The following is an 18,586-nucleotide window of genomic DNA, read 5'->3' as shown; positions in this document are numbered from 1 at the left end:
CTTTCAGTGGTAGTCGACGATCTCGACCTGGCTGGCGTGCCCGTCCGACCAGAGGAAGCACAAGCGCCACTGGCTGTTGATGCGGATGCTGTATTGGCCTTTGCGGTCGCCGCGCAGCGCCTCCAGCCGGTTGCCCGGCGGCACGCGCAAGAAGTCCAGCGATGTCGCCGCGTAGGGTTATCAACCGGACGCGCGCCGCGCCGCAAACTCCACGAACCACGCAAGCGACCCGGGGTTGGCCATGGCCTCGCGGTTCACCACCTTGTCGATGGCCTGGCCCAGCAGCAGCTTCTTGATCGGCAGCTCCTGCTTCTTGCCCGAGAGCGTGCGCGGGATTTCGGCGACCTGAAAGATCTCGTTGGGCACGAAGCGCGGGCTCAGTGAGCGGCGGATGGCGTCGTTGATGCGTGCGGTCAAGGCCTCGTCCAGCGCGTGGCCGGGGCGCAGCACGACGAACAGCGGCATCCAGCTCTCGCGCCCCAGGTACTCCAGATCGACCACCAAGGAGTCGAGCACCTCGGGCAGGGCTTCGACCGCGCTGTAGATCTCGCTCGTGCCCATGCGCAGGCCCTGGCGGTTGATGGTTGCGTCCGAGCGGCCATAAATCACGCACCACTCGCCCTCGCCGTGTTCGTCGCCGATGCGCAGCCAGTCGCCGTGGCGCCAGACGCTGCCGGCCTCGGGGCCGAGGTCGCCGCCGCCGGGCTTGCGCCCGTGCCCCGGCGGGTACATCTCGAAGTAGCTGGCGAGATAGCGCGCGCGGCCGGGGTCGTTCCAGAAGCTCAGCGGCATGGAAGGTATCGGCTGGGTGCACACCAGCTCGCCCACCTGGCCCTTGACCGAGTGGCCGGCTTCGTCCCAGGCTTCGACCGCGGCGCCGAGCATGCGGCACTGCATCACGCCGGGCTGCTGGGGCAGCTCGGGCGTGCCGGCGATGAAGCCGCCGGCGAAATCGGTGCCGCCCGAGACGTTGAACCACCAGATGTCCTCTTGCGCGGGCGTTCTGGCGATGCGCCGGAATTGCTCCGTGCCCCATTGCTGCACCTCGGGCGAAAGCGGCGAGCCGGTGGTGCCGATGGCGCGAATGCGCGACAGGTCACCACACTGCGCCAGGTCGACACCCGCCTTGGCGCAGCCCGCGTAGAAGGCCGCGCCCGAACCGAGGAAGGTGACGCCGTGGCGCGCGGCAAAACGCCAGAGCGTGCCCCAGTCGGGCGCATCCCTGGGGCCGCCAGGGCTGCCGTCGAAGATCACGCAAGTGGTGCCAGTGAGCAGGCCGCCGACCTGGATGTTCCACATGATCCAGCCGGTGGAGGAATACCAGCAGAAACGCTCGCCGAAATTGTTCGGCGCGTAGCTGCAGCCGACGTCGCTGTGCAGGCCGGTGGTCATGGACACGACCAGGATGCCGCCATGCGAATGCACGATGGGCTTGGGCAGGCCGGTGGTGCCGCTGGAGTAGACGATCCACAGCGGATGGTCAAAGGGCAGCCAGCGCGGCTCGAAGGCTGCGGTTTCAGCATCATTTCGGGCTGTAACGTTTGCCCAGTCTGCGCTGTCAGCTATGGTTTTATCATCATGCAGATAGCGCACCGCCAGCACGTGCTGCACGCTGGGCAGCTCGGCGCGCAGCTGCGCGACGGTGTCGCTGCGCTCCAGCGCACGGCCCGCCCAGGTGACGCCGTCGACGGCGATCAAGACCTTGGGCTCGATCTGGCGAAAGCGGTCCAGCACCGCATGGCTGCCCATGTCCGGCGCGCACACGCTCCAGACCGCACCGACGCTGGCGCAGGCGAGAAAGGCGACGATGGTCTCGGGGATGTTGGGCAGATAGGCCGCGACGCGGTCGCCCGGTTGCACGCCCACATGCTGCAAATGCAGCGCCAGCGCCGACACCTGGCGGCGCAGCTCGGGCCAGGAGAGCTCGCGCACCCGGCCGCGTTCGTCCTCGGCAATCAGCGCCGGCTGCCCTGCGGCATGGGCGGCATCGGCGTGGCGCAGCACCTGGCGCGCATAGTTCACTTGCGCGCCGACAAACCACTGGGCGCCGGGCATCACGTTGCCCGCCAGCACGGCGCGGTGCGGCGTGGGGGACTGCAGATCGGCCCAATCCCAGATGCTTTGCCAGAAGGCCTCCAAGTCGGTTACCGACCATTGCCACAGCGCGTGGTAGTCGACGAATTCAAGGCCGCGCTGCTCGCGCAGCCAGTCCTGGTAGAGGCGGATCAGCGGTACGAAGGGTGCAGACCGGGCTGCGGGCTCAGAGATGTTCATCGTCAATTCATGGCAGGCAAAAGGCAGGGCGCGCCGCGCGCCTGGCACTCTGCGACCGGGGCTTGCCCTTGTCCATCAGGGTTTGTACGGTTGTCCAAAAAATTGGACAACTGTCCAATCACCGGCATGCCCACCATGCTGGCCCGCCCCGCTGCAGACGCCTCGGCCCGACCGGACCGCAAGGCCGCGATCCTGCTGGCGGCGGAAAAGCTGTTTGCGCAGTACGGCTACCACGCGGTATCGATCCGCCAGATTGCGGCCGAGGCCGATGTGCCGCCGGCGCTGGTCGGCTACTACTGGGGCGCCAAGCACGAGATGTTCCATGCCATCTTCGTGCACTGGCGCCCGACCATAGAGCAGCGCCTGGCGCTGCTGCATGCCGCGCTGCGCGGGCCGCGCCCGCCCACGGTGCACGACGTGGTGCAGGCCTTTGTCGAGCCGGTGCTGCAGCTGCGCGCCAGCGGCGAGGGCGAGTACTACGCGCTACTGGTCGCGCGCGAGCTGATGTACCGCACGCCCGACACCGACCGCGTGCTGGCCGAAATGTTCGACCCCATGGCCCACGCCTTCATCGATGCGCTGCACCAGCTGTGCCCTGCCTGGCCGCGCGCGCGCGCCGCATGGGCCTACCAGTTCGCGATGGGCGCGCTCTTGCACCACCTGGTGGACTACCGCGTGCAGCGCCTGTCCAAGGGTGAGAACCAGCCCAACGACGCGGCCGCCGCGCCGCTCCTGATCGATTTCATCACCGCCGGCATCCAAGCCGCCCTGCCAACGCCCGCCCCCAAGGAGACTTCCCCATGATGACCCGACGCCTGATCGCCAGCGCTGCGCTGCTGGCCACCGCCGCCGCTTGGAGCCTGCCCGCGCAGGCCCAGCAGACCATTCGCCTGACGGCCGCCGCCGGCCATCCGCCGGTGTTCCTGTGGGTCAAGCTGGTCGATGAATTCTTCATCCCCGAAGTGGACAAGCGCCTCGCGGCCGCGGGCAACAAGCACAAGATCGAATGGACCCGCGCCTGGGGCGGCACCCTGATCAAGCTCGGCGCCGAATCCAAGGGCATAGGCGACGGCGTGGCCGATCTGGGCTTTGTCAGCACCATCTTCGAGGCCGCCAGATTCCCCGCGCAGAACGTCAGCTACTACGCGCCCTTTGGCACCGACGACATCGGCGTGGTCACCCAGGTGGTCAACGGCATGCAAGAGCGCATTCCGGCCATGGGCCAGGCCTGGAGCAAGAACAACCTGACCTACCTGGGCGGCGCGGCGCTGGATGCCTACCACATCTGGACCAATTTCCCGATCCAGTCGGTCGACGACCTCAAGGGCAAGAAGATCACCGCGCCCGGCCCGGCGGCCAACTGGATCAAGGACACCGGCGCGGTGGCCGTGGCCGGCAATCTCAACACCTATTACGAAGACATCAAGTCGGGCGTGTCCAACGGCGTGATCACCTTCGCTACCGGCGCCTGGGGCGCCAAGGTGCACGAGGTCGCGCCCTACATCACCAAGGTGAACTTCGGCGCGCAGTACGCCGGGGGTCTGGCCATCAACAAGAAGCGCTTTGACAAGCTGCCGCCCGAGGTGCAGAAGGTGATGCGCGAAGTGGGCGCCGAATACAGCCAGCGCTTTGCCGCCGCGCAGACCGCCGCCGCCGAAGGCTTGATGAAGAAGATGCAGGAGGCCGGCGCCAAGATCAGTGAGCTCAGTGCCGCCGAGCGCGCGCGCTGGGCCGACACGCTGCCGCCGATCGCCAAGACCTTCGCCGCCGACCTGCAGGCCAAGGGGCTGCCCGGCGACCAGGTGCTCAACGGCTTCATGGATGGGCTGAAGCAAGCCGGCGCGCACCCCGCGCGCGACTGGGCCGCCAAGTAAGCGAGGCACGATGACCACGCCCGGCGTGAGCGCAGCGCCCGCGGTGCCTGCGGATTCCTACGGACTGTCGCTGCCCGGCGGCTTCGGGCGGCTGACGCGGCTGCTCAACGCGCTGGGCACGCTGTGGATCGTGGCGCTGATGCTGCTGATCAACACCGACGTGCTCGGGCGCGAGCTGCTGGACGCGCCGGTGCGCGGCGTGACCGAGCTGGTGTCGCTGTCCATCGTCGGCATCGTCTTTCTGCAATTGGCCGACACGCTGGCGGCAGGGCGCATGACGCGCGCGGACGTGCTGCTCGATCGCCTCAAGCGCACCACGCCCTGGCTCGCGGCGGCGCTGCAAGCGCTCTACCACGCGGTCGGCGCGCTGCTCATGGCGGTGATCCTGTGGGCCGCGTGGGAGCCGCTGGTCGAATCCATCCGCATCCAGGAATACGTCGGCGCCCTGGGCGACTTCACCGCGCCGGTGTGGCCGGTGCGCCTCATCATGCTGGTGGGCATGGTGAGCACGCTCCTCACCTTCGTGCTGCTCGCCTGGCTCGATGTGCGCCGCGCGCTGGCGCTGCGCGGGGGCCGCGCATGAGCCCCATCCTCGTCGCCAGCCTGTCGCTGCTGGCCATGCTCGGCCTGATCTGGGCCGGCATGCACGTGGCCATCGTGCTCGCGGTGGTGTCGTTTGCCGGCGTCTGGCTGATCCGGGGCGACCCGACCATCGCCGCCAACCTGCTGGCGCAGGCCAGCCAGGACGCGATCGCCAGCCACATCTTCGGCGTCGTGCCGCTGTTCGTGCTGACCGGCTTTCTGGTGGCGATCGCCGACGTCGGCAAGGACGCCTTCGAGGTCGCCAACCAGGTGCTGCGCCGCCTGCGCGGTGGGCTGGGCATTGCCACGGTCGCGTCCAACGCGGTGTTTGCCGCGATCACCGGCATCTCCATCGCCTCGGCCGCCGTGTTCACGCGCGTGGCCGTGCCCGAGATGCTGCGCTTTGGCTACCAGCCGCGCTTTGCCGTCGGCGTGGTGGCGGGCTCGTCGGTGCTGGGCATGCTGATTCCGCCCAGCCTCTTGATGATTCTCTACGGCTTTCTGGCCAACCAGTCGGTGGGCGATTTGTTCACCGCCGGCATCGTGCCGGGGCTGGTGCTGGCGCTCGCGTATTCCATCGGCATCGTGCTGATGGCGACCTTGTGGCCGCGCACGGTGTATGAAAGCGGCACGCCCGAGCCGATGGCGCAAGAGGCGCTGATGCCCGTGGGCACGCTGGCGCTCAAGCTCCTGCCCAGCGTGCTCCTGATCGCCTCGGTGCTGGGCGGGCTGTATGCGGGCTTTTTCACCGCCACCGAAGCCGGCGCTACCGGCGCGGCAGTGGCGCTGGCGATCGCCGCGCTGCGGCGCAAGCTCAACTGGAAGTCGCTGTGGAGCGTGCTGACCGAAACCGGGCACGTCACCGTGTCGGTGAGCTTTCTCATCATCTGCGCCACCATCTACACGCGCATGCTGGCGATGTCGGGCATGCCGCAGTTCCTCGTCGAGTGGATGACGCAACTCGGCATGGGGCCGACGGGCTTTCTCATCGTCTACGTGGTGTTCTGCGTGCTGCTGGGCACCATCATCGATTCGTCGTCCATCCTGCTCATCATGCTGCCGCTGATGCTGCCGATTGCCGAGCAGCTCGGGCTGAACCTGATCTGGTTTGGCGTCGTCACCGTCGTCGCGGTCGAAATCGGCCTGCTCACGCCGCCGTTTGGCCTGTCGGTCTTCGTCATCAAGAGCACGCTGCAAGACCAGCGCATCACGCTGGGAGACATCTTTCGCGGCACCGCGCCCTTCACCCTGATGATGGTAGCCGTGCTGCTGCTGCTGATCTTCGTGCCGCAGCTTTCGCTGATGCTGCTCAAGACCCCTGGAGGCTGACCATGGCAAGCAACCCCCTGCGCGGCTTTACCGTCGAACGCAACCAGATCAAGACCATAGGACAGGACTTGCAACGCCCCGAATGCATCCTGGCCGAAGCCGACGGCACGCTGTGGGCGGCGGACGCGCGCGGCGGCGTCACGCGCATCGCCGCCGACGGCAGCCAGCGCTTCATCGGCCAGCATGCCGACCCGCGCTTTGCCGACACCGCCGCCAGCAGCGCCGAGCTGGAGCACAAGTTCACCAGCGGCACCCTGCCCAACGGCCTGGCGTTTGCCGCCAACGGCGACATCCTGATCAGCAACTTCGGCACCGACTGCCTGGAAGTGATGACGCGCGGCGGCGAAACCCGCGTGCTGTTCGATGCGATCGACGGCCAGCCCATAGGCAAGGTCAACTTCGTGCTGCGCGACAGCCGCGACCGCGTCTGGATCACCGTCTCCACGCGCGTGAACCCCTGGACGCAGGCGGCCAGCTCGCGCGTGCGCGACGGCTACATCGCGGTGCTCGAGCGCGGCGTGCTGCGCGTCGTGGCCGAGGGTTTTTACTTCACCAACGAGATCCGGCTCGATGCGCGCGAAGAATGGCTCTACATCGCCGAGACCACCGGCCCGCGCATCACGCGCATGCGCCTGATCGAGGGCGCGCAAGGCGTGCAACTGACCGAGCGCGAGGTCTTCGGCCCGAGCCACCTGGGCGGCTATCCGGACGGCATCGCGTTCGACGCCTTTGGCAACCTCTGGTGCACGCTGGTGATGGTCGATCAGCTCATCGCGCTCACGCCCGAGGGCGACAAGCTGCTGCTGCTCGACGATGGCGACCCGGCCGCGTCAAAAAACCTGCTCGAACGCATGGCCGCCGGCACCGTCACCGCCGAGGCCATGCTGGCCGCGCGCGGCACGCTTGCGCCGTGGATGGCCAGCATCACCTTCGGCGGGCCCGACCTCTGCACCGTTTACGTCGGCAGCCTCATGGGCACGACGATTCCCTATTTCACCTCGCCCGTGGCCGGGCTGCCCATGGTCCACTGGAAACAAAGGAGCTCCTGAGATGGCACGCAAATTCGTCGATCTGTCGATTTATCTGGAAAACGACGTCATCTCCGACCCGCCCGCCTTTGCGCCGCGGATCCAGTACTTCAACCACCAGAACTCGTTTGCGCAGATGGCGCCGTTCTTCCCAGGCCTCAAGCAGGAGGACCTGCCCGACGGCGAGGTCTGGGCCGTCGAGATGGTGCAACTGTCGACGCACAACGGCACCCACCTGGACGCGCCTTACCACTTTCACAGCACCATGGACAAGGCGCTGGGCGACAAGAAGAAGGCCTGGACCATCGACGAGGTGCCGCTGGAGTGGTGCTTTCAGCCCGGCGTGAAGCTGGACTTTCGCCACATGGAGGACGGCTACGTCGTCACCGCCGCCGACGTGGAGGCCGAGCTCAAGCGCATCGGCCACCGCCTCACGCCGCTGGAGATCGTCGTCGTCAACACCCGCGCGGGCGGGCGCTACGGCCACGACGACTACGTGAACGCCGGCTGCGGCATGGGCTATGAGGCGACGATGTATTTGCTGGAGCGCGGCGTGCGCCTGACCGGCACCGACGCCTGGAGCTGGGACGCGCCCTTCGTCTACACCGCCGAAAAATACGCCGAAAGCCGCGACGCCGGCCTGATCTGGGAAGGCCACAAGGCCGGGCGCGACATCGGCTACTGCCACCTGGAAAAGCTGCACAACCTGGAAGCGCTGCCTGCGCACGGCTTCTACATCAGCTGCTTTCCGCACAAGATTCGCGGCGCATCGGCCGGCTGGACGCGCGCCGTGGCCATCTTCGACGATGCGCTGATGGCCGCCTCGCTGTGAGCAGCTTTCAAGCCAAACCCGGCCTAAATCCTTATTCATCAAGCGCTACCAGCTATTATTTTGATACTTCCCATGCCCCTGGAGCACACGCACGACCCCGCCGCCCGCAGCTGGCTTGCCGCGGCCAATGAAGCCGGCTGCGACTTCCCGCTGCAGAACCTGCCGTTTGCGCTGCTGCGCCCGCGCGACAGCCGCCAGGCGTTTCGCGGCGCAGTGGCCATAGGCGACCAGGCGCTGGACCTGGCGGCGCTGGCCGCCACCGGCATGGTCGGCGCCGAGGTCGCGCCCGCACTGCAAGCGGCCGCGCAGCCCACGCTCAACGCCTTCATGGCCGCCGGCCCCACGGCCTGGCGCGCGCTGCGCCATGCGTTGTTTGCCCTGCTGCGCGAGGGCGCGCCGCAGCAGACCACGCTGCGCACCTGCATGCTGGCGCTGCAAGACGTGGAATACGCGCTGCCCGCGCAGGTAGGCGACTACACCGACTTCTATACCTCGCTGGACCATGCGCGCAATTGCATGCGCATCATGTACCCCGAGGCCGACGTCACGCCCAACTTCCGCTGGCTGCCCCAGGCCTACCACGGGCGCGTGTCCACGCTGGGCGTGAGCGGCCAGCGCTTTCGCCGCCCGCACGGCCAGTACCTGCCGCGCGGCGAGCGCACCCCGGTGTTCGCGCCCTGCGCGGCGATGGACTATGAATGCGAGCTCGGTCTGTGGGTCGGGCCGGGCAACGCGCCGGGCCAGCCGATTGCGCTGGCGCAGGCCGAGCAGCATCTGTTTGGCATCAGCCTGCTCAACGACTGGTCGGCGCGCGACATCCAGGTCTGGGAGATGCAGCCGCTCGGGCCCTTTCACGCCAAGAACTTTGCCACCACCGTCTCGCCCTGGATCGTCACCATGGACGCGCTCGCGCCCTACCGCCTGCCCTGGACGCGCGCCGCGGACGACGTGCAGCCGCTGCCCTATCTGGACGCGCCGGCCAACCGCGAGCACGGCGCGATCGACATCCGGCTTGAAGTGCTGCTGCACAGCGAAGCCGCGCGCCAGGCCGGGCGCGCTCCGGCACGCCTGTCAGGCACCAGCTTTCGCCACCAGTACTGGACGGCGGCGCAGATGCTCACCCACCACGCGGCGGGCGGCTGCCAGATGCAACCGGGCGACCTGATAGGCACGGGCACCATCTCCGGCCCGGGCGCGGGCGAGGCCGGCGCCCTGATCGAGCTGGCCCACGGCGGGCAAAAACCCGTAGACATCGGCGGCGGGGAGCAGCGCGGCTTTCTGCAGGACGGCGACACCGTCATCCTGCGCGGCTGGTGCGAGGCGCCGGGCGCCGCGCGCATCGGCTTTGGTGAATGCCAGGGCACGCTGCTGGCGGCGTTGGGCTAGCCCAGTCGGCAGCGGCTCGGGCGCGCTTGCGCCCGAGGGGTCACAATCAGGGCTTTACGGCAACGCTGAACAAGCCCCCGTGATGGCGCGCGCCCAGCCTGGGGATGGGCTGCAAGGCGCAAACCGCAGCAATAGCCGAAGCTATTGCGAGGATTTGCAAGGCCGGAGAAACGCCGCAGGCCGGGATGCGCGACGCGCGAGGGGTTTGTTCAGCGTTGCCTTAGCGCAAGCCAGTCCGCCATGCAGCACAGTGATGTCCTCATCGTCGGCGCAGGCCCCGTCGGCCTGACGCTGTCTCTCGCCCTCGCCCGCGCGGGCTTTTCCAGCACCGTGCTGGAGCAGCAGCCCGCCCAGGCGCTGGCCAACCCGGCGTTTGACGGGCGCGAGATTGCGCTCACCCACCCGAGCCGCGCGCTGCTCATGCAACTGGGCAGCTGGCAGCGGCTGGCGGCGCATGAAGTCGGGTTGCTGCGCGAAGCGCAGGTGCACAACGCCGCCGTGGGCCGCCACCGGCCGATGCATCTGCATGCGGGCGGCACCGGCGCGGACAACCTCGGCTGGATCGTGCCCAACCATGCGCTGCGCCGCAGCGCCTGGGAACTGGCCTCGACCACCGCCGGCATAGAGCTGGTCACCGAGGCGCGCGTGCAGCAGGTGCAGACCGACGCAGCCCAGGCGCGCGTGGACTTCATCCAGGGCGAGCGCACTTTCAGCGTGCAGGCACCGCTGCTGGTTGCCGCCGACAGCCGCTTTTCCGGCGTGCGCCGCATGCTCGGCATCGGCGCGTCGATGCACGACTTTGGCCGCAGCGTCATCGTCTGCCGCATGCGCGTGGAAAAAGACCACGGCGAAATCACCCACGAATGCTTTGACCACCACAGCACGCTGGCCATCCTGCCGCTGCCCGCCGACCCGCAGCAGGGCGAGCACCTGATCTCCGCCGTGGTCACGGTAGACGGCGCGCACGCGCAGTCGCTGCTGGCACTGCCCCCCGAGGACTACGCCGCGCGCATTGCCGCGCAGTTTCAGCACCGCCTGGGCGCCATGCAGCTCGTAAGCGAGCGCATCAGCTACCCGCTGGTCGCCGTCTGGGCGCAGCACTTTGCCGGCCTGCGCTGCGCGCTGGCGGGCGACGCTGCGGTGGGCACGCACCCGGTCACCGCGCACGGCTTCAACATCGGGCTGTCGGGCGTGCGCACACTCGTGGAGGCGCTCAGCCTCGCGCGCCGGCGCGGCCTGGACATCGGCAGCCGCTGGCCACTGACACGCTACGAACGCCGCCACCGCCTGCACGCCTGGCCGCTGTTTGCCGGCACCAACGCCATCGTGCGCCTGTACACCGACGAGCGCCCCCCCGCCCGCCTGCTGCGCCGCGCGGTGCTCAGCGCCTCGCAGAATTTCCCGCCGCTCAAGGCCGCCATCGTGAGCCAGCTCACCGGCCGCCGCCCGAGCTGGCCGCGCACCCGGCCGCAGGCCTGAGCGCGCAATACGCTGCGCCTGACCCCATGCCAGTCCGGTTACGCAAGAATAGCCGCTCTGTTATCGATAGCTGCTAGCGCCTGCCGGTATTGCGCCAGGGGCGTTTTTGCAGCAGATGCGACACGGTGTCCAGCAACACCGGATCTGCCCTATTTGCCCGGCTGCTGCTTGCCCGGCAAGGCTTGCGCCGACGCGGCATGGGCCTTGGCAAACGTCAGAATCACCTCCCGCTGCGGCGCACTGCACGACGTCCGGCTGGAGGTGCTGCTGATTCCGTCCGACCTGCTCGACCGCCTGCGCAAAAAGGGCAACAGTGTGGACAAGCGGCGCGGGCAGGTGCGTTTTTCCAGCCTGCAGTAGCTGACGCTGCGCCCCATCGAGCGCGTGGCCCTCGCCTCCGCTCTCTCCCAGGGGGAGAGGGAGGAAAACCGGGAAACGCTGACGGTGCGGCTGAAGAACTCTGTGCTGCTCTCGCCCGAGGCGATCAACCTGGACGACGCCTACCGCCAAAAACTGCAGGCCGTGGCCAATGCCGAGCCGCTGGCGCTGATCGAATACCGGGCGGTGGACCCGGATTACGACGGGCAGGTGTTTCGCTCGGTCTGGCAAGACTACCGGGGCAAGATGTCGCGTTTGGCCGCCAACGACGGCGGCGCGCTACGCGTGCTGGCGCAGGCCGTGCTCACGGTGCCGGCCAAAGGCGGCCCACGCCGGGTGCGCGTGCGCGTGGTGGATGTGTTTGGCTTTGAGGCCGGGGTGCTGGCCACGGTGGCCGCAGGGTGATGGCGGCAGTGGGTGCGCGCTCAGGCCGTGGCCAGTTCGCGTATTTCGCGCAGACTGTCTTTGAACTGCTCCCTGGCAATTTTCAGGTCGTAGCCAGCTTGCAAATTCAACCAGTACTCGGGGCTTTGCCCAAAGGCCCGGCCCAGGCGCAATGCCATTTCTGCCGTGACCGGGCGCTCCTCGCGCACCAGGTGCGAGATGCGCATGGCAGACACGCCGAGCAATTTGGCCAAGGCCGCTTGCGTCAGCCCCAGGTCTTCCAGCGCTTCGCGGATGTATTCACCGGGGTGAATGGGCGGCAAGCCGTTGCTGGTGCGTTCAATCGTGTGTTTCATACCAGAGTCCCTTCAGTGATAGTCCGTGATGTGGACGTCAAAGACATCGCCGTCAACAAAGCGAAAGCACACACGCCATTGGCCATTGACGCGAATGCTCCATTGCCCACTTCTGTCGCCGTGCAGCGCCTCCAGCCGGTTGGCTGGGGGGAACCGCAATTCATGGATATCCGTGGCGTGTTCGAGCTGGTTCAGGCGCAACACTGCACGGCGCAGTATGTCCGGCGGCAGCTTGCGAGACTTGCCTGTGCGAAACAGGCTTTCGGTTTCCTTGTCGGCAAAGCTGCGAATCATGCGGCAAATTCTAAACAAGCTGTTTACGAACACAAGCCACCGGGGGAACACCCATGACGGACGCCAACCATCCCCTCGCCCTCTGCGCCGCCCTCACCGCCCGCACCAACCAGCTGGCCCTGGGCCTGGAGCATGGCGCAGCCGGTCTGCTGGAGCTGGTCACGCCCACCACGGCCGAGCTGCTGCTGTGGTGGTTTGGCCAGGACATGGTGGACGCGCGCGGCTGGATGAACTTTCACGTCGGCCAGCGCCAGGCCATCCTGAACGCCATCGTGGCGCACGAGGTGCTGGGCGCGACCAGCGTGCAGGATTTGTACGAGAAGGCCGCGTCCGACGCGCTGCTGGCGGGCACGCGGCTGGCCGAGGTGTCAGCCAACAAGCATGTGCACCCCAAGTACTGCTTCAAGATGGCCACGGGCACGGGCAAGACCTGGGTACTGCAGGCGCTGTTGATCTGGCAGTTGCTCAACCGCACTACGTGCTGCTGGGCGAAAGCACGGTGCGGGAATGGCAGGACAAGGGCGCACACTTGGCGCAGCTGCTGGACTATGCGCGGCTGCGACCAATGACGGATGCCTCGATGCAGGGGAGCCTGCTTTGAGAACATGCACCAAATCAGGCTCTCCCGCCTGCCAGTCAAGCGCCGGTAGCTATGGTTTTTGTAGATACCGACGAAGATACCGCCCGGTAAAACTCGCCGGATTGGCCGCCACCTGCTCGGGCGTGCCGGTGGCCACCAGGGTGCCGCCGCCCGCGCCGCCTTCGGGGCCCATGTCGATGATCCAGTCTGCGGTCTTGATGACGTCCAGGTTGTGCTCGATCACGACGATGGTGTTGCCGGCGTCGCGCAGGCGCGCGAGCACGGTGAGCAGCAGGTCGATGTCGGCAAAGTGCAGGCCGGTGGTCGGCTCATCGAGGATGTAGAGCGTGCGACCGGTGTCGCGGCGCGAGAGCTCCTGCGCCAGCTTCACGCGCTGGGCCTCGCCGCCCGAGAGCGTGGTGGCGCTTTGCCCCAGGCGGATGTAGGACAGGCCCACGTCCAGCAGCGTCTGCAGCTTGCGCGCGATGGTCGGCACGTCCTTGAAGAAGGCCCAGGCGTCTTCGACCGTGAGCTCCAGGATCTGCGCGATGTTCAGCCCCTTCCACTGCACCTGCAGGGTTTCGCGGTTGTAGCGCGCGCCGTGGCAGACGTCGCAGGGCACGTAGACGTCGGGCAGGAAGTGCATCTCTACCTTCACCACGCCGTCGCCCTGGCAGGCCTCGCAGCGCCCGCCCGCGACGTTGAAGGAAAAGCGCCCCGGGCCGTAGCCGCGTTCGCGCGCGGTGGTGGTTTCGGCCATCAGCTCGCGGATCGGGGTGAACAGCCCGGTGTAGGTGGCGGGGTTGCTGCGCGGGGTGCGGCCTATGGGCGATTGGTCCACGGCGATCACCTTGTCGACCAGTTCCAGCCCTTCGATGGCCGCGTACGGCGCGGGCTCGGCCAGCGCGCGGTGGATCTGGCGCGCGGCCGCGCGGTACAGCGTGTCGTTGACCAGCGTGGATTTGCCCGAGCCGGAGACGCCGGTCACGCAGGTGAACAAGCCCACGGGCACGTCCACGCTCACGTCCTTGAGGTTGTGGCCGCTGGCGCCCACGATGCGGATGGCCTGGACAGTGCCTGCTTCCTCGCCGGGCAGCCAGGGCGTGCGCCGCGCGGGGACGGCGATCGTCCTGGCGCCCGACAGGTATTGCCCGGTGAGCGAGTCGGGCACCGCGCACAGCTGCTGCCAGCTGCCCTGGGCCATCACGCGCCCGCCGTGCGCGCCCGCGCCCGGGCCCATGTCGATCACGTGGTCGGCGGCGCGGATCATGTCCTCGTCGTGCTCGACGACGATGACGCTGTTGCCCAGGTCCCGCAGGTGTTTGAGCGTGGCGATCAGGCGGTCGTTGTCCCTCTGGTGCAGGCCTATGCTGGGTTCATCCAGCACGTACATCACGCCCGTGAGGCCAGAGCCGATCTGGCTGGCCAGGCGAATGCGCTGGGCCTCGCCGCCGCTGAGCGTGTCGGCGCTGCGCGACAGGCTGAGATACGGCAGGCCGACGTCATTGAGGAAAGACAGGCGGGTGCTGATCTCGTGCACGATCTTGCGCGCGATCTCGGCCTTGGCGCCGCTCAGGCGCAGCTGCCGGAACCAGGCGTGGGCGTCCTGCAGCGTCATGCGCGCGATGTCCTGGATTGCACGGCGCGCGGCGCCTTCACCGACGAAGACGTGGCGCGCCTCGCGGCGCAGGCGCGCGCCGTGGCATTCGCTGCACTGGCGCACGCTGCGCAGGCGCGCCAGCGCTTCGCGCACCGCCGGCGCATCGGTCTCGCTCCAGCGGCGCGCCAGATTGGGCAGCACGCCCTCGAAGGGGTGGTGCTTGAGCACCGGCTTGCCGCCGTCGGCAAAGTAGGTGAAGGCGATTTCTTGCTCGCCCGAGCCGTGCAGAAGCACCTCGCGCACCGCTTCGGGCAGTTGCTCGAACGGCGTGTCCACGGCAAAGCCGTAGTGCGCCGCAAGCGCCTGCAGCATGCCGAAGTACAAGGCGTTGCGCCGGTCCCAGCCGGCAATGGCGCCGCTGGCCAGGCTGATCTCGGGGTGGGCTACCACGCGCGCGGCGTCAAACACCTCCTGCTGGCCCAGGCCGTCGCAGGCCGGGCAGGCGCCGGTGGGCGAATTGAAGGAAAACAGCCGCGGCTCCAGCTCCGCCAGCGCATAGCTGCAGACCGGGCAGGCGTACTTGCTGGAAAACACGTGCTCCGCGCCGCTGTCCATGTCCAGGGCCACGACCCGGCCCGCGCCGCCGTCGCCGCCCACGCGCAGCACGGCCTCTATGCTCTCGGCCAGGCGCTGGGCGATGTCGGGGCGGATCTTGACCCGGTCCACGACCACGTCCAGGTCGTGCTTCTCGTTCTTCTTGAGCGGCGCAAGCTCCTGTGCCTGCACGATCTGACCGTCCACGCGAAAGCGCACGTAGCCCAGTTGCTGCATCTGCGCGAAGACTTCGGTGAACTCGCCCTTCTTCTGGCGCGCCAGCGGCGCCAGCAGCATCAGCCGCGTGCCTTCGGGCAGTTGCAGCAGCGCGTCCACCATCTGGCTGACGGTCTGGGCGGCCAGCGGCAGGCCGTGCTCGGGGCACCAGGGCGTGCCGGCGCGCGCATACAGCAGGCGCAGGTAGTCGTGGATTTCGGTCACCGTGCCGACGGTGGAGCGCGGGTTGTGGCTGGTGGCTTTCTGCTCGATGGCGATGGCGGGCGACAAGCCCTCGATCAAGTCCACGTCGGGCTTGTCCAGCCGCCCGAGAAACTGGCGCGCGTAGGTCGAGAGGCTTTCCACGTAGCGCCGCTGGCCTTCGGCGTAGAGCGTGTCAAACGCCAGGCTGGACTTGCCCGAGCCGGACAAGCCGGTGACCACGACCAGCTGGTGGCTGGGGATGTCCAGGTCGATGTTCTTGAGGTTGTGCGTGCGCGCGCCGCGTATGCCGATGCGCTGGCGGCGCAGCGCTGCGGCCAGCGGCAGGCCTTCGCTCGAATCGGAATGCGGCTGGGACTGGGCGGGCGTCAGGGGGTCGGTGAGGTCGTTCATGGGGAACCGGTCATTATCGACCCGCCGTCGCAAAGCTGCCTACCACCAGCGCCGGTGCTTGAAATACGCCAGCATCACGAAGACCACCGTGGCCATCAGCCCCAGCGCATACCAGTAGCCAAAGCGCCAGTGCAGCTCGGGCATGTTCCAGGGGCTGTCGGTGTCGAAGTTCATGCCGTACACGCCGGTGATGAAGGACAGCGGCATGAAGATGGTGGCGATGATGGTGAGCACCTTCATGATGTCGTTCATGCGCTGGTTGACCGCCGAGAGGTACACGTCGAGCAGGCTCGAAGCCATTTCGCGGCAGCTCTCCACCAGGTCCACGACGATGACCGCGTGGTCGTGGCAGTCGCGCAGGTACACGCGCGTGGCCTGCGAGAGCAGGCGCTCGTCGTTGCGCGTGAGCGTGGCGATCACCTCGCGCTGCGGCCACCAGGCGCGGCGCATCAGCACCAGCTCGCGCCGCGCGTAGTGGATCTGGCGGCGCGCCTGGCGCCCCGGGTACTCCAGGATCTCGTCCTCCAGCGCATCCAGGCGCTCGCCCAGTTGCTGCAGCAGGCCGAAGGCGCTGTCCACCACCACGTCGATCAGCGCATACAGCAGGTGGTCGGCCCCGAAGCTGCAGATGTGCCCGCCGCCGCGTATGCGCTGGCGCACCGGCTCGAACAGCGCGCTCGGGCCGTCGCCTATGCTGATGACGTAGCCCGGGCCAAGGAAGAAGGTCACCGGCTCGACCGAGCAGCCGCCGTCGGGCTCGCGCTGCACCAGTTGCAGCACGACGAAGAGCTGGCCGTCGAACACCTCGCATTTGGGCAGGGCTTCTTCCTGCAGCACGTCTTCAAGCGCCAGCGGGTGCAGGCCAAAGACCTGGCCCAGCGCCTGCATCTGCGCCGCCGTGGGCTGCCCCTGCAGGTGCAGCCAGCTCACGCCGGTCTCGCCCGGTTGGGGCAGCAGCTGGGCGTTGGGCTGCACCGCGCTTTGCTCCTGCACCACGCCGTGGGCGTCGTAGCGCAGCAGGCTCAGGCTGGCGCCGCCGTGCGTCGGGGCTTCTGCATCGGTGAGCGAGCCCGGCGTGGCACCGGGACGCAGGCGGCCCATGTAGTGGCTGTGGCGATAGCGCGGTGCGGGGGGGCGGGCGGCGGGTCGTTTTCTCTTCATGGTAGGGGTAGGCAAAGCCATCAAGTTGGTAGGCGATACAGCCGCCGAGCAGGGCCGCGGCCTCTCCTTCGGCCAGCAAGCCGTCGTGCGCGGTCGATTGGTTGATGCAGTGTTCCACGGGCGCCGCCGCTACCGTGCCATTGTGCTGCCGCCCGGCCGCACCCGCTGGTGCCATGCAAACGGCATGCCAGCATGGCGCCAGGGGGCATGGCCGCTATCAACGACAATAGCCGACTTGGCTGGCGACAGGCCAGCCCACGCGCTGCACGCCCATGTCTGCTTCCCCTTCCGTCCCCTTGACAACCGAAACCGCCGCTCGGCGCATGACCGGCGCCGAGCGGCGCTCGTCGATCAGCCTGGCGCTGATCTTTGCGCTGCGCATGCTGGGGCTGTTCCTGGTGCTGCCGGTGTTCATGCTGGAGGCGCGCAAATACCCCGGCGGCGAAGACATCGCCATGGTCGGCCTGGCCATGGGCAGCTATGGCATGACGCAGGCCTTCCTGCAACTGCCCATGGGCATGGCTTCGGACCGCTTCGGGCGCAAGCGCGTGATCGTCATCGGGCTGGTCGTCTTTGCTGCCGGCAGCCTGATGGCGGCGCTGGCGGACACGCTCATGGGCCTGCTCGTGGGCCGCTCCATCCAGGGCGCGGGCGCGGTGTCGGCTGCGGTGACCGCGCTGCTGGCCGACCAGACGCGCGAGGTGGTGCGCACCAAGGCGATGGCGCTGGTGGGCATCAGCATCGGGCTGATGTTTGCGCTGGCGCTGGTGGCCGCGCCGCTGCTGACCGCCTGGATAGGGCTGTCGGGGCTGTTTGGCCTGACCTTTGCGCTCACGCTGGCGGGCATCGCGGTGGTGCTCTGGGTGGTGCCGGCGGAAACCGCGCGAGCGGCCGATGCGCCGCCCGGGCACTACTCCGAAGTGCTGCGCCACGGCGACCTGATGCGCGTGAACCTGGGCGTGTGCGCTCTGCACACGGTGCAGATGTCGATGTGGGTAGCGGTGCCTGCCATGCTGGTGCAGGCGGGCCTGCCCAAGGCCGAGCACTGGCAGATTTACCTCTCGGCCATCGTGCTGTCGCTGATTGCCATGGGCGCGCTGTTTTCCATGGAGCGCCGCGGCAGGCTGCGCGGCGCGCTGCTGCTCTCGATAGGCTTGGTGCTCATCGGCCAGCTCGGCTTTGCCCTGCTGGCTGCGGGCGATGCTGCCGCCCCGCTGTGGGCGCTGGGGGGCATGCTGTTCGTGTTCTTCTGCGGCTTCAATGTGCTGGAGGCCACGCAGCCGAGCCTGGCCTCGCGCATGGCGCCCGAGAACCTGCGCGGCGCGGCCCTGGGCACCTACAACACGCTGCAGTCCATAGGCCTGTTCCTGGGCGGTGCGGCAGGCGGCGTGCTGGTCAAATGGGGCGGGCATGCGGGGCTGTTCATCGCTACCTCGCTGATCACGCTGGCCTGGCTCGCCTGGACCTGGCCCCTCAAGCCGATAGGGCGCGAAGCAGCCCGTTGAAGCCGCCGCGCCCGGCAGTTCACGGCGCCGCGCAAAGCCGCTATGCTGCGCACCTGCGGTCTGGCAGGGGCCGCCAGCTTCATCCATTGGCCCGGGCTTCTCTGCGTCATCCCCCGGGC

The 18,586-nt window shown here is 68.1% G+C and carries 17 protein-coding genes and 1 pseudogene; 12 read left to right on the top strand and 6 right to left on the bottom strand.

Features of this window, described 5'->3' with window-relative positions; genetic code table 11:
• Nucleotides 1-3: 3 nt before the first annotated feature.
• Nucleotides 4-171, bottom strand: a pseudogene (locus KUD94_RS11795) (type II toxin-antitoxin system RelE/ParE family toxin); the annotation flags it as partial.
• A gap of 9 nt (nucleotides 172-180) precedes the next feature.
• Entirely contained in the window at nucleotides 181-2,274 is a 2,094-nt protein-coding gene (locus KUD94_RS11790; protein ID WP_218237393.1) for an acetoacetate--CoA ligase, read from the bottom strand.
• A 126-nt stretch (nucleotides 2,275-2,400) separates the two neighbouring features.
• Here KUD94_RS11790 and KUD94_RS11785 point away from each other — a divergent pair, with 126 nt between their 5' ends.
• From KUD94_RS11785 to KUD94_RS11740, 10 genes are all read left to right on the top strand, one after another.
• On the top strand, nucleotides 2,401-3,078 hold the full coding sequence (locus KUD94_RS11785; RefSeq protein ID WP_218237392.1) for a TetR/AcrR family transcriptional regulator: 678 nt from the start codon (nucleotides 2,401-2,403) through the stop codon (nucleotides 3,076-3,078).
• Nucleotides 3,075-4,148 carry a C4-dicarboxylate TRAP transporter substrate-binding protein gene (locus KUD94_RS11780; protein WP_218237391.1) on the top strand — a complete coding sequence of 358 codons (1,074 nt, stop codon included), beginning with the start codon at nucleotides 3,075-3,077 and terminating at the stop codon, nucleotides 4,146-4,148. Before KUD94_RS11785 ends, KUD94_RS11780 begins: the two co-directional genes overlap by 4 nt.
• Before the next feature lie 10 nt (nucleotides 4,149-4,158).
• Nucleotides 4,159-4,731, top strand: coding sequence for a TRAP transporter small permease subunit (locus KUD94_RS11775; RefSeq protein WP_218237390.1), 573 nt, complete (start codon nucleotides 4,159-4,161; stop codon nucleotides 4,729-4,731).
• Nucleotides 4,728-6,059, top strand: a complete 1,332-nt coding sequence (locus KUD94_RS11770; RefSeq protein WP_218237389.1) for a TRAP transporter large permease — start codon at nucleotides 4,728-4,730, stop codon at nucleotides 6,057-6,059. The genes KUD94_RS11775 and KUD94_RS11770 overlap by 4 nt, the downstream gene beginning before the upstream one ends.
• 2 nt (nucleotides 6,060-6,061) lie before the next feature.
• On the top strand, nucleotides 6,062-7,108 hold the full coding sequence (locus KUD94_RS11765; RefSeq protein WP_218237388.1) for an SMP-30/gluconolactonase/LRE family protein: 1,047 nt from the start codon (nucleotides 6,062-6,064) through the stop codon (nucleotides 7,106-7,108).
• 1 nt (nucleotide 7,109) lies between these two features.
• Nucleotides 7,110-7,919 (top strand): cyclase family protein, encoded by an 810-nt coding sequence (locus tag KUD94_RS11760; RefSeq protein ID WP_218237387.1) that lies wholly within the window; start codon nucleotides 7,110-7,112, stop codon nucleotides 7,917-7,919.
• Nucleotides 7,920-7,991: 72 nt separating this feature from the next.
• Nucleotides 7,992-9,305, top strand: coding sequence for a fumarylacetoacetase (gene fahA / locus KUD94_RS11755; RefSeq protein ID WP_218237386.1), 1,314 nt, complete (start codon nucleotides 7,992-7,994; stop codon nucleotides 9,303-9,305).
• 240 nt (nucleotides 9,306-9,545) lie between these two features.
• Complete coding sequence (ubiM, locus tag KUD94_RS11750; RefSeq protein WP_218237385.1) at nucleotides 9,546-10,784, top strand: 5-demethoxyubiquinol-8 5-hydroxylase UbiM; 1,239 nt, start codon at nucleotides 9,546-9,548, stop codon at nucleotides 10,782-10,784.
• A 204-nt stretch (nucleotides 10,785-10,988) separates the two neighbouring features.
• Complete coding sequence (locus KUD94_RS11745; protein ID WP_218237384.1) at nucleotides 10,989-11,144, top strand: hypothetical protein; 156 nt, start codon at nucleotides 10,989-10,991, stop codon at nucleotides 11,142-11,144.
• An 84-nt stretch (nucleotides 11,145-11,228) separates the two neighbouring features.
• On the top strand, nucleotides 11,229-11,567 hold the full coding sequence (locus KUD94_RS11740) for a hypothetical protein (protein WP_218237383.1): 339 nt from the start codon (nucleotides 11,229-11,231) through the stop codon (nucleotides 11,565-11,567).
• Between the two features lie 20 nt (nucleotides 11,568-11,587).
• Here KUD94_RS11740 and KUD94_RS11735 read toward each other — a convergent pair whose 3' ends face one another.
• Both KUD94_RS11735 and KUD94_RS11730 read right to left on the bottom strand, forming a co-directional pair.
• Nucleotides 11,588-11,902 carry a HigA family addiction module antitoxin gene (locus tag KUD94_RS11735; protein ID WP_255568797.1) on the bottom strand — a complete coding sequence of 105 codons (315 nt, stop codon included), beginning with the start codon at nucleotides 11,900-11,902 and terminating at the stop codon, nucleotides 11,588-11,590.
• Nucleotides 11,903-11,914: 12 nt separating this feature from the next.
• On the bottom strand, nucleotides 11,915-12,196 hold the full coding sequence (locus KUD94_RS11730; protein WP_218237382.1) for a type II toxin-antitoxin system RelE/ParE family toxin: 282 nt from the start codon (nucleotides 12,194-12,196) through the stop codon (nucleotides 11,915-11,917).
• Between the two features lie 53 nt (nucleotides 12,197-12,249).
• Between KUD94_RS11730 and KUD94_RS11725 the strand changes: the two genes are divergently transcribed.
• On the top strand, nucleotides 12,250-12,765 hold the full coding sequence (locus KUD94_RS11725; RefSeq protein ID WP_218237381.1) for a DEAD/DEAH box helicase family protein: 516 nt from the start codon (nucleotides 12,250-12,252) through the stop codon (nucleotides 12,763-12,765).
• An 81-nt stretch (nucleotides 12,766-12,846) separates the two neighbouring features.
• Here the strand turns inward: KUD94_RS11725 and uvrA are convergent, their stop codons facing one another.
• Both uvrA and corA read right to left on the bottom strand, forming a co-directional pair.
• Nucleotides 12,847-15,801 carry an excinuclease ABC subunit UvrA gene (gene uvrA / locus KUD94_RS11720; RefSeq protein WP_218237380.1) on the bottom strand — a complete coding sequence of 985 codons (2,955 nt, stop codon included), beginning with the start codon at nucleotides 15,799-15,801 and terminating at the stop codon, nucleotides 12,847-12,849.
• 39 nt (nucleotides 15,802-15,840) lie between these two features.
• The gene (gene corA / locus KUD94_RS11715) at nucleotides 15,841-16,902 is read right to left on the bottom strand and encodes a magnesium/cobalt transporter CorA (protein ID WP_218237379.1); all 1,062 of its coding nucleotides are present in this window, start codon (nucleotides 16,900-16,902) and stop codon (nucleotides 15,841-15,843) included.
• Between the two features lie 383 nt (nucleotides 16,903-17,285).
• Here corA and KUD94_RS11710 point away from each other — a divergent pair, with 383 nt between their 5' ends.
• Nucleotides 17,286-18,467: an MFS transporter gene (locus tag KUD94_RS11710; protein ID WP_218239284.1), complete on the top strand. Its 1,182-nt coding sequence runs from the start codon at nucleotides 17,286-17,288 to the stop codon at nucleotides 18,465-18,467.
• Nucleotides 18,468-18,586 lie beyond the last annotated feature (119 nt).

Source organism: Comamonas sp. NLF-1-9 (genome assembly GCF_019195435.1).
In the GTDB taxonomy this organism is placed as follows: Bacteria; Pseudomonadota; Gammaproteobacteria; order Burkholderiales; family Burkholderiaceae_C; genus Comamonas_C.
Note: the sequence above shows the minus strand (reverse complement) of the source record. Positions and strands in the feature narration are given on the sequence as shown.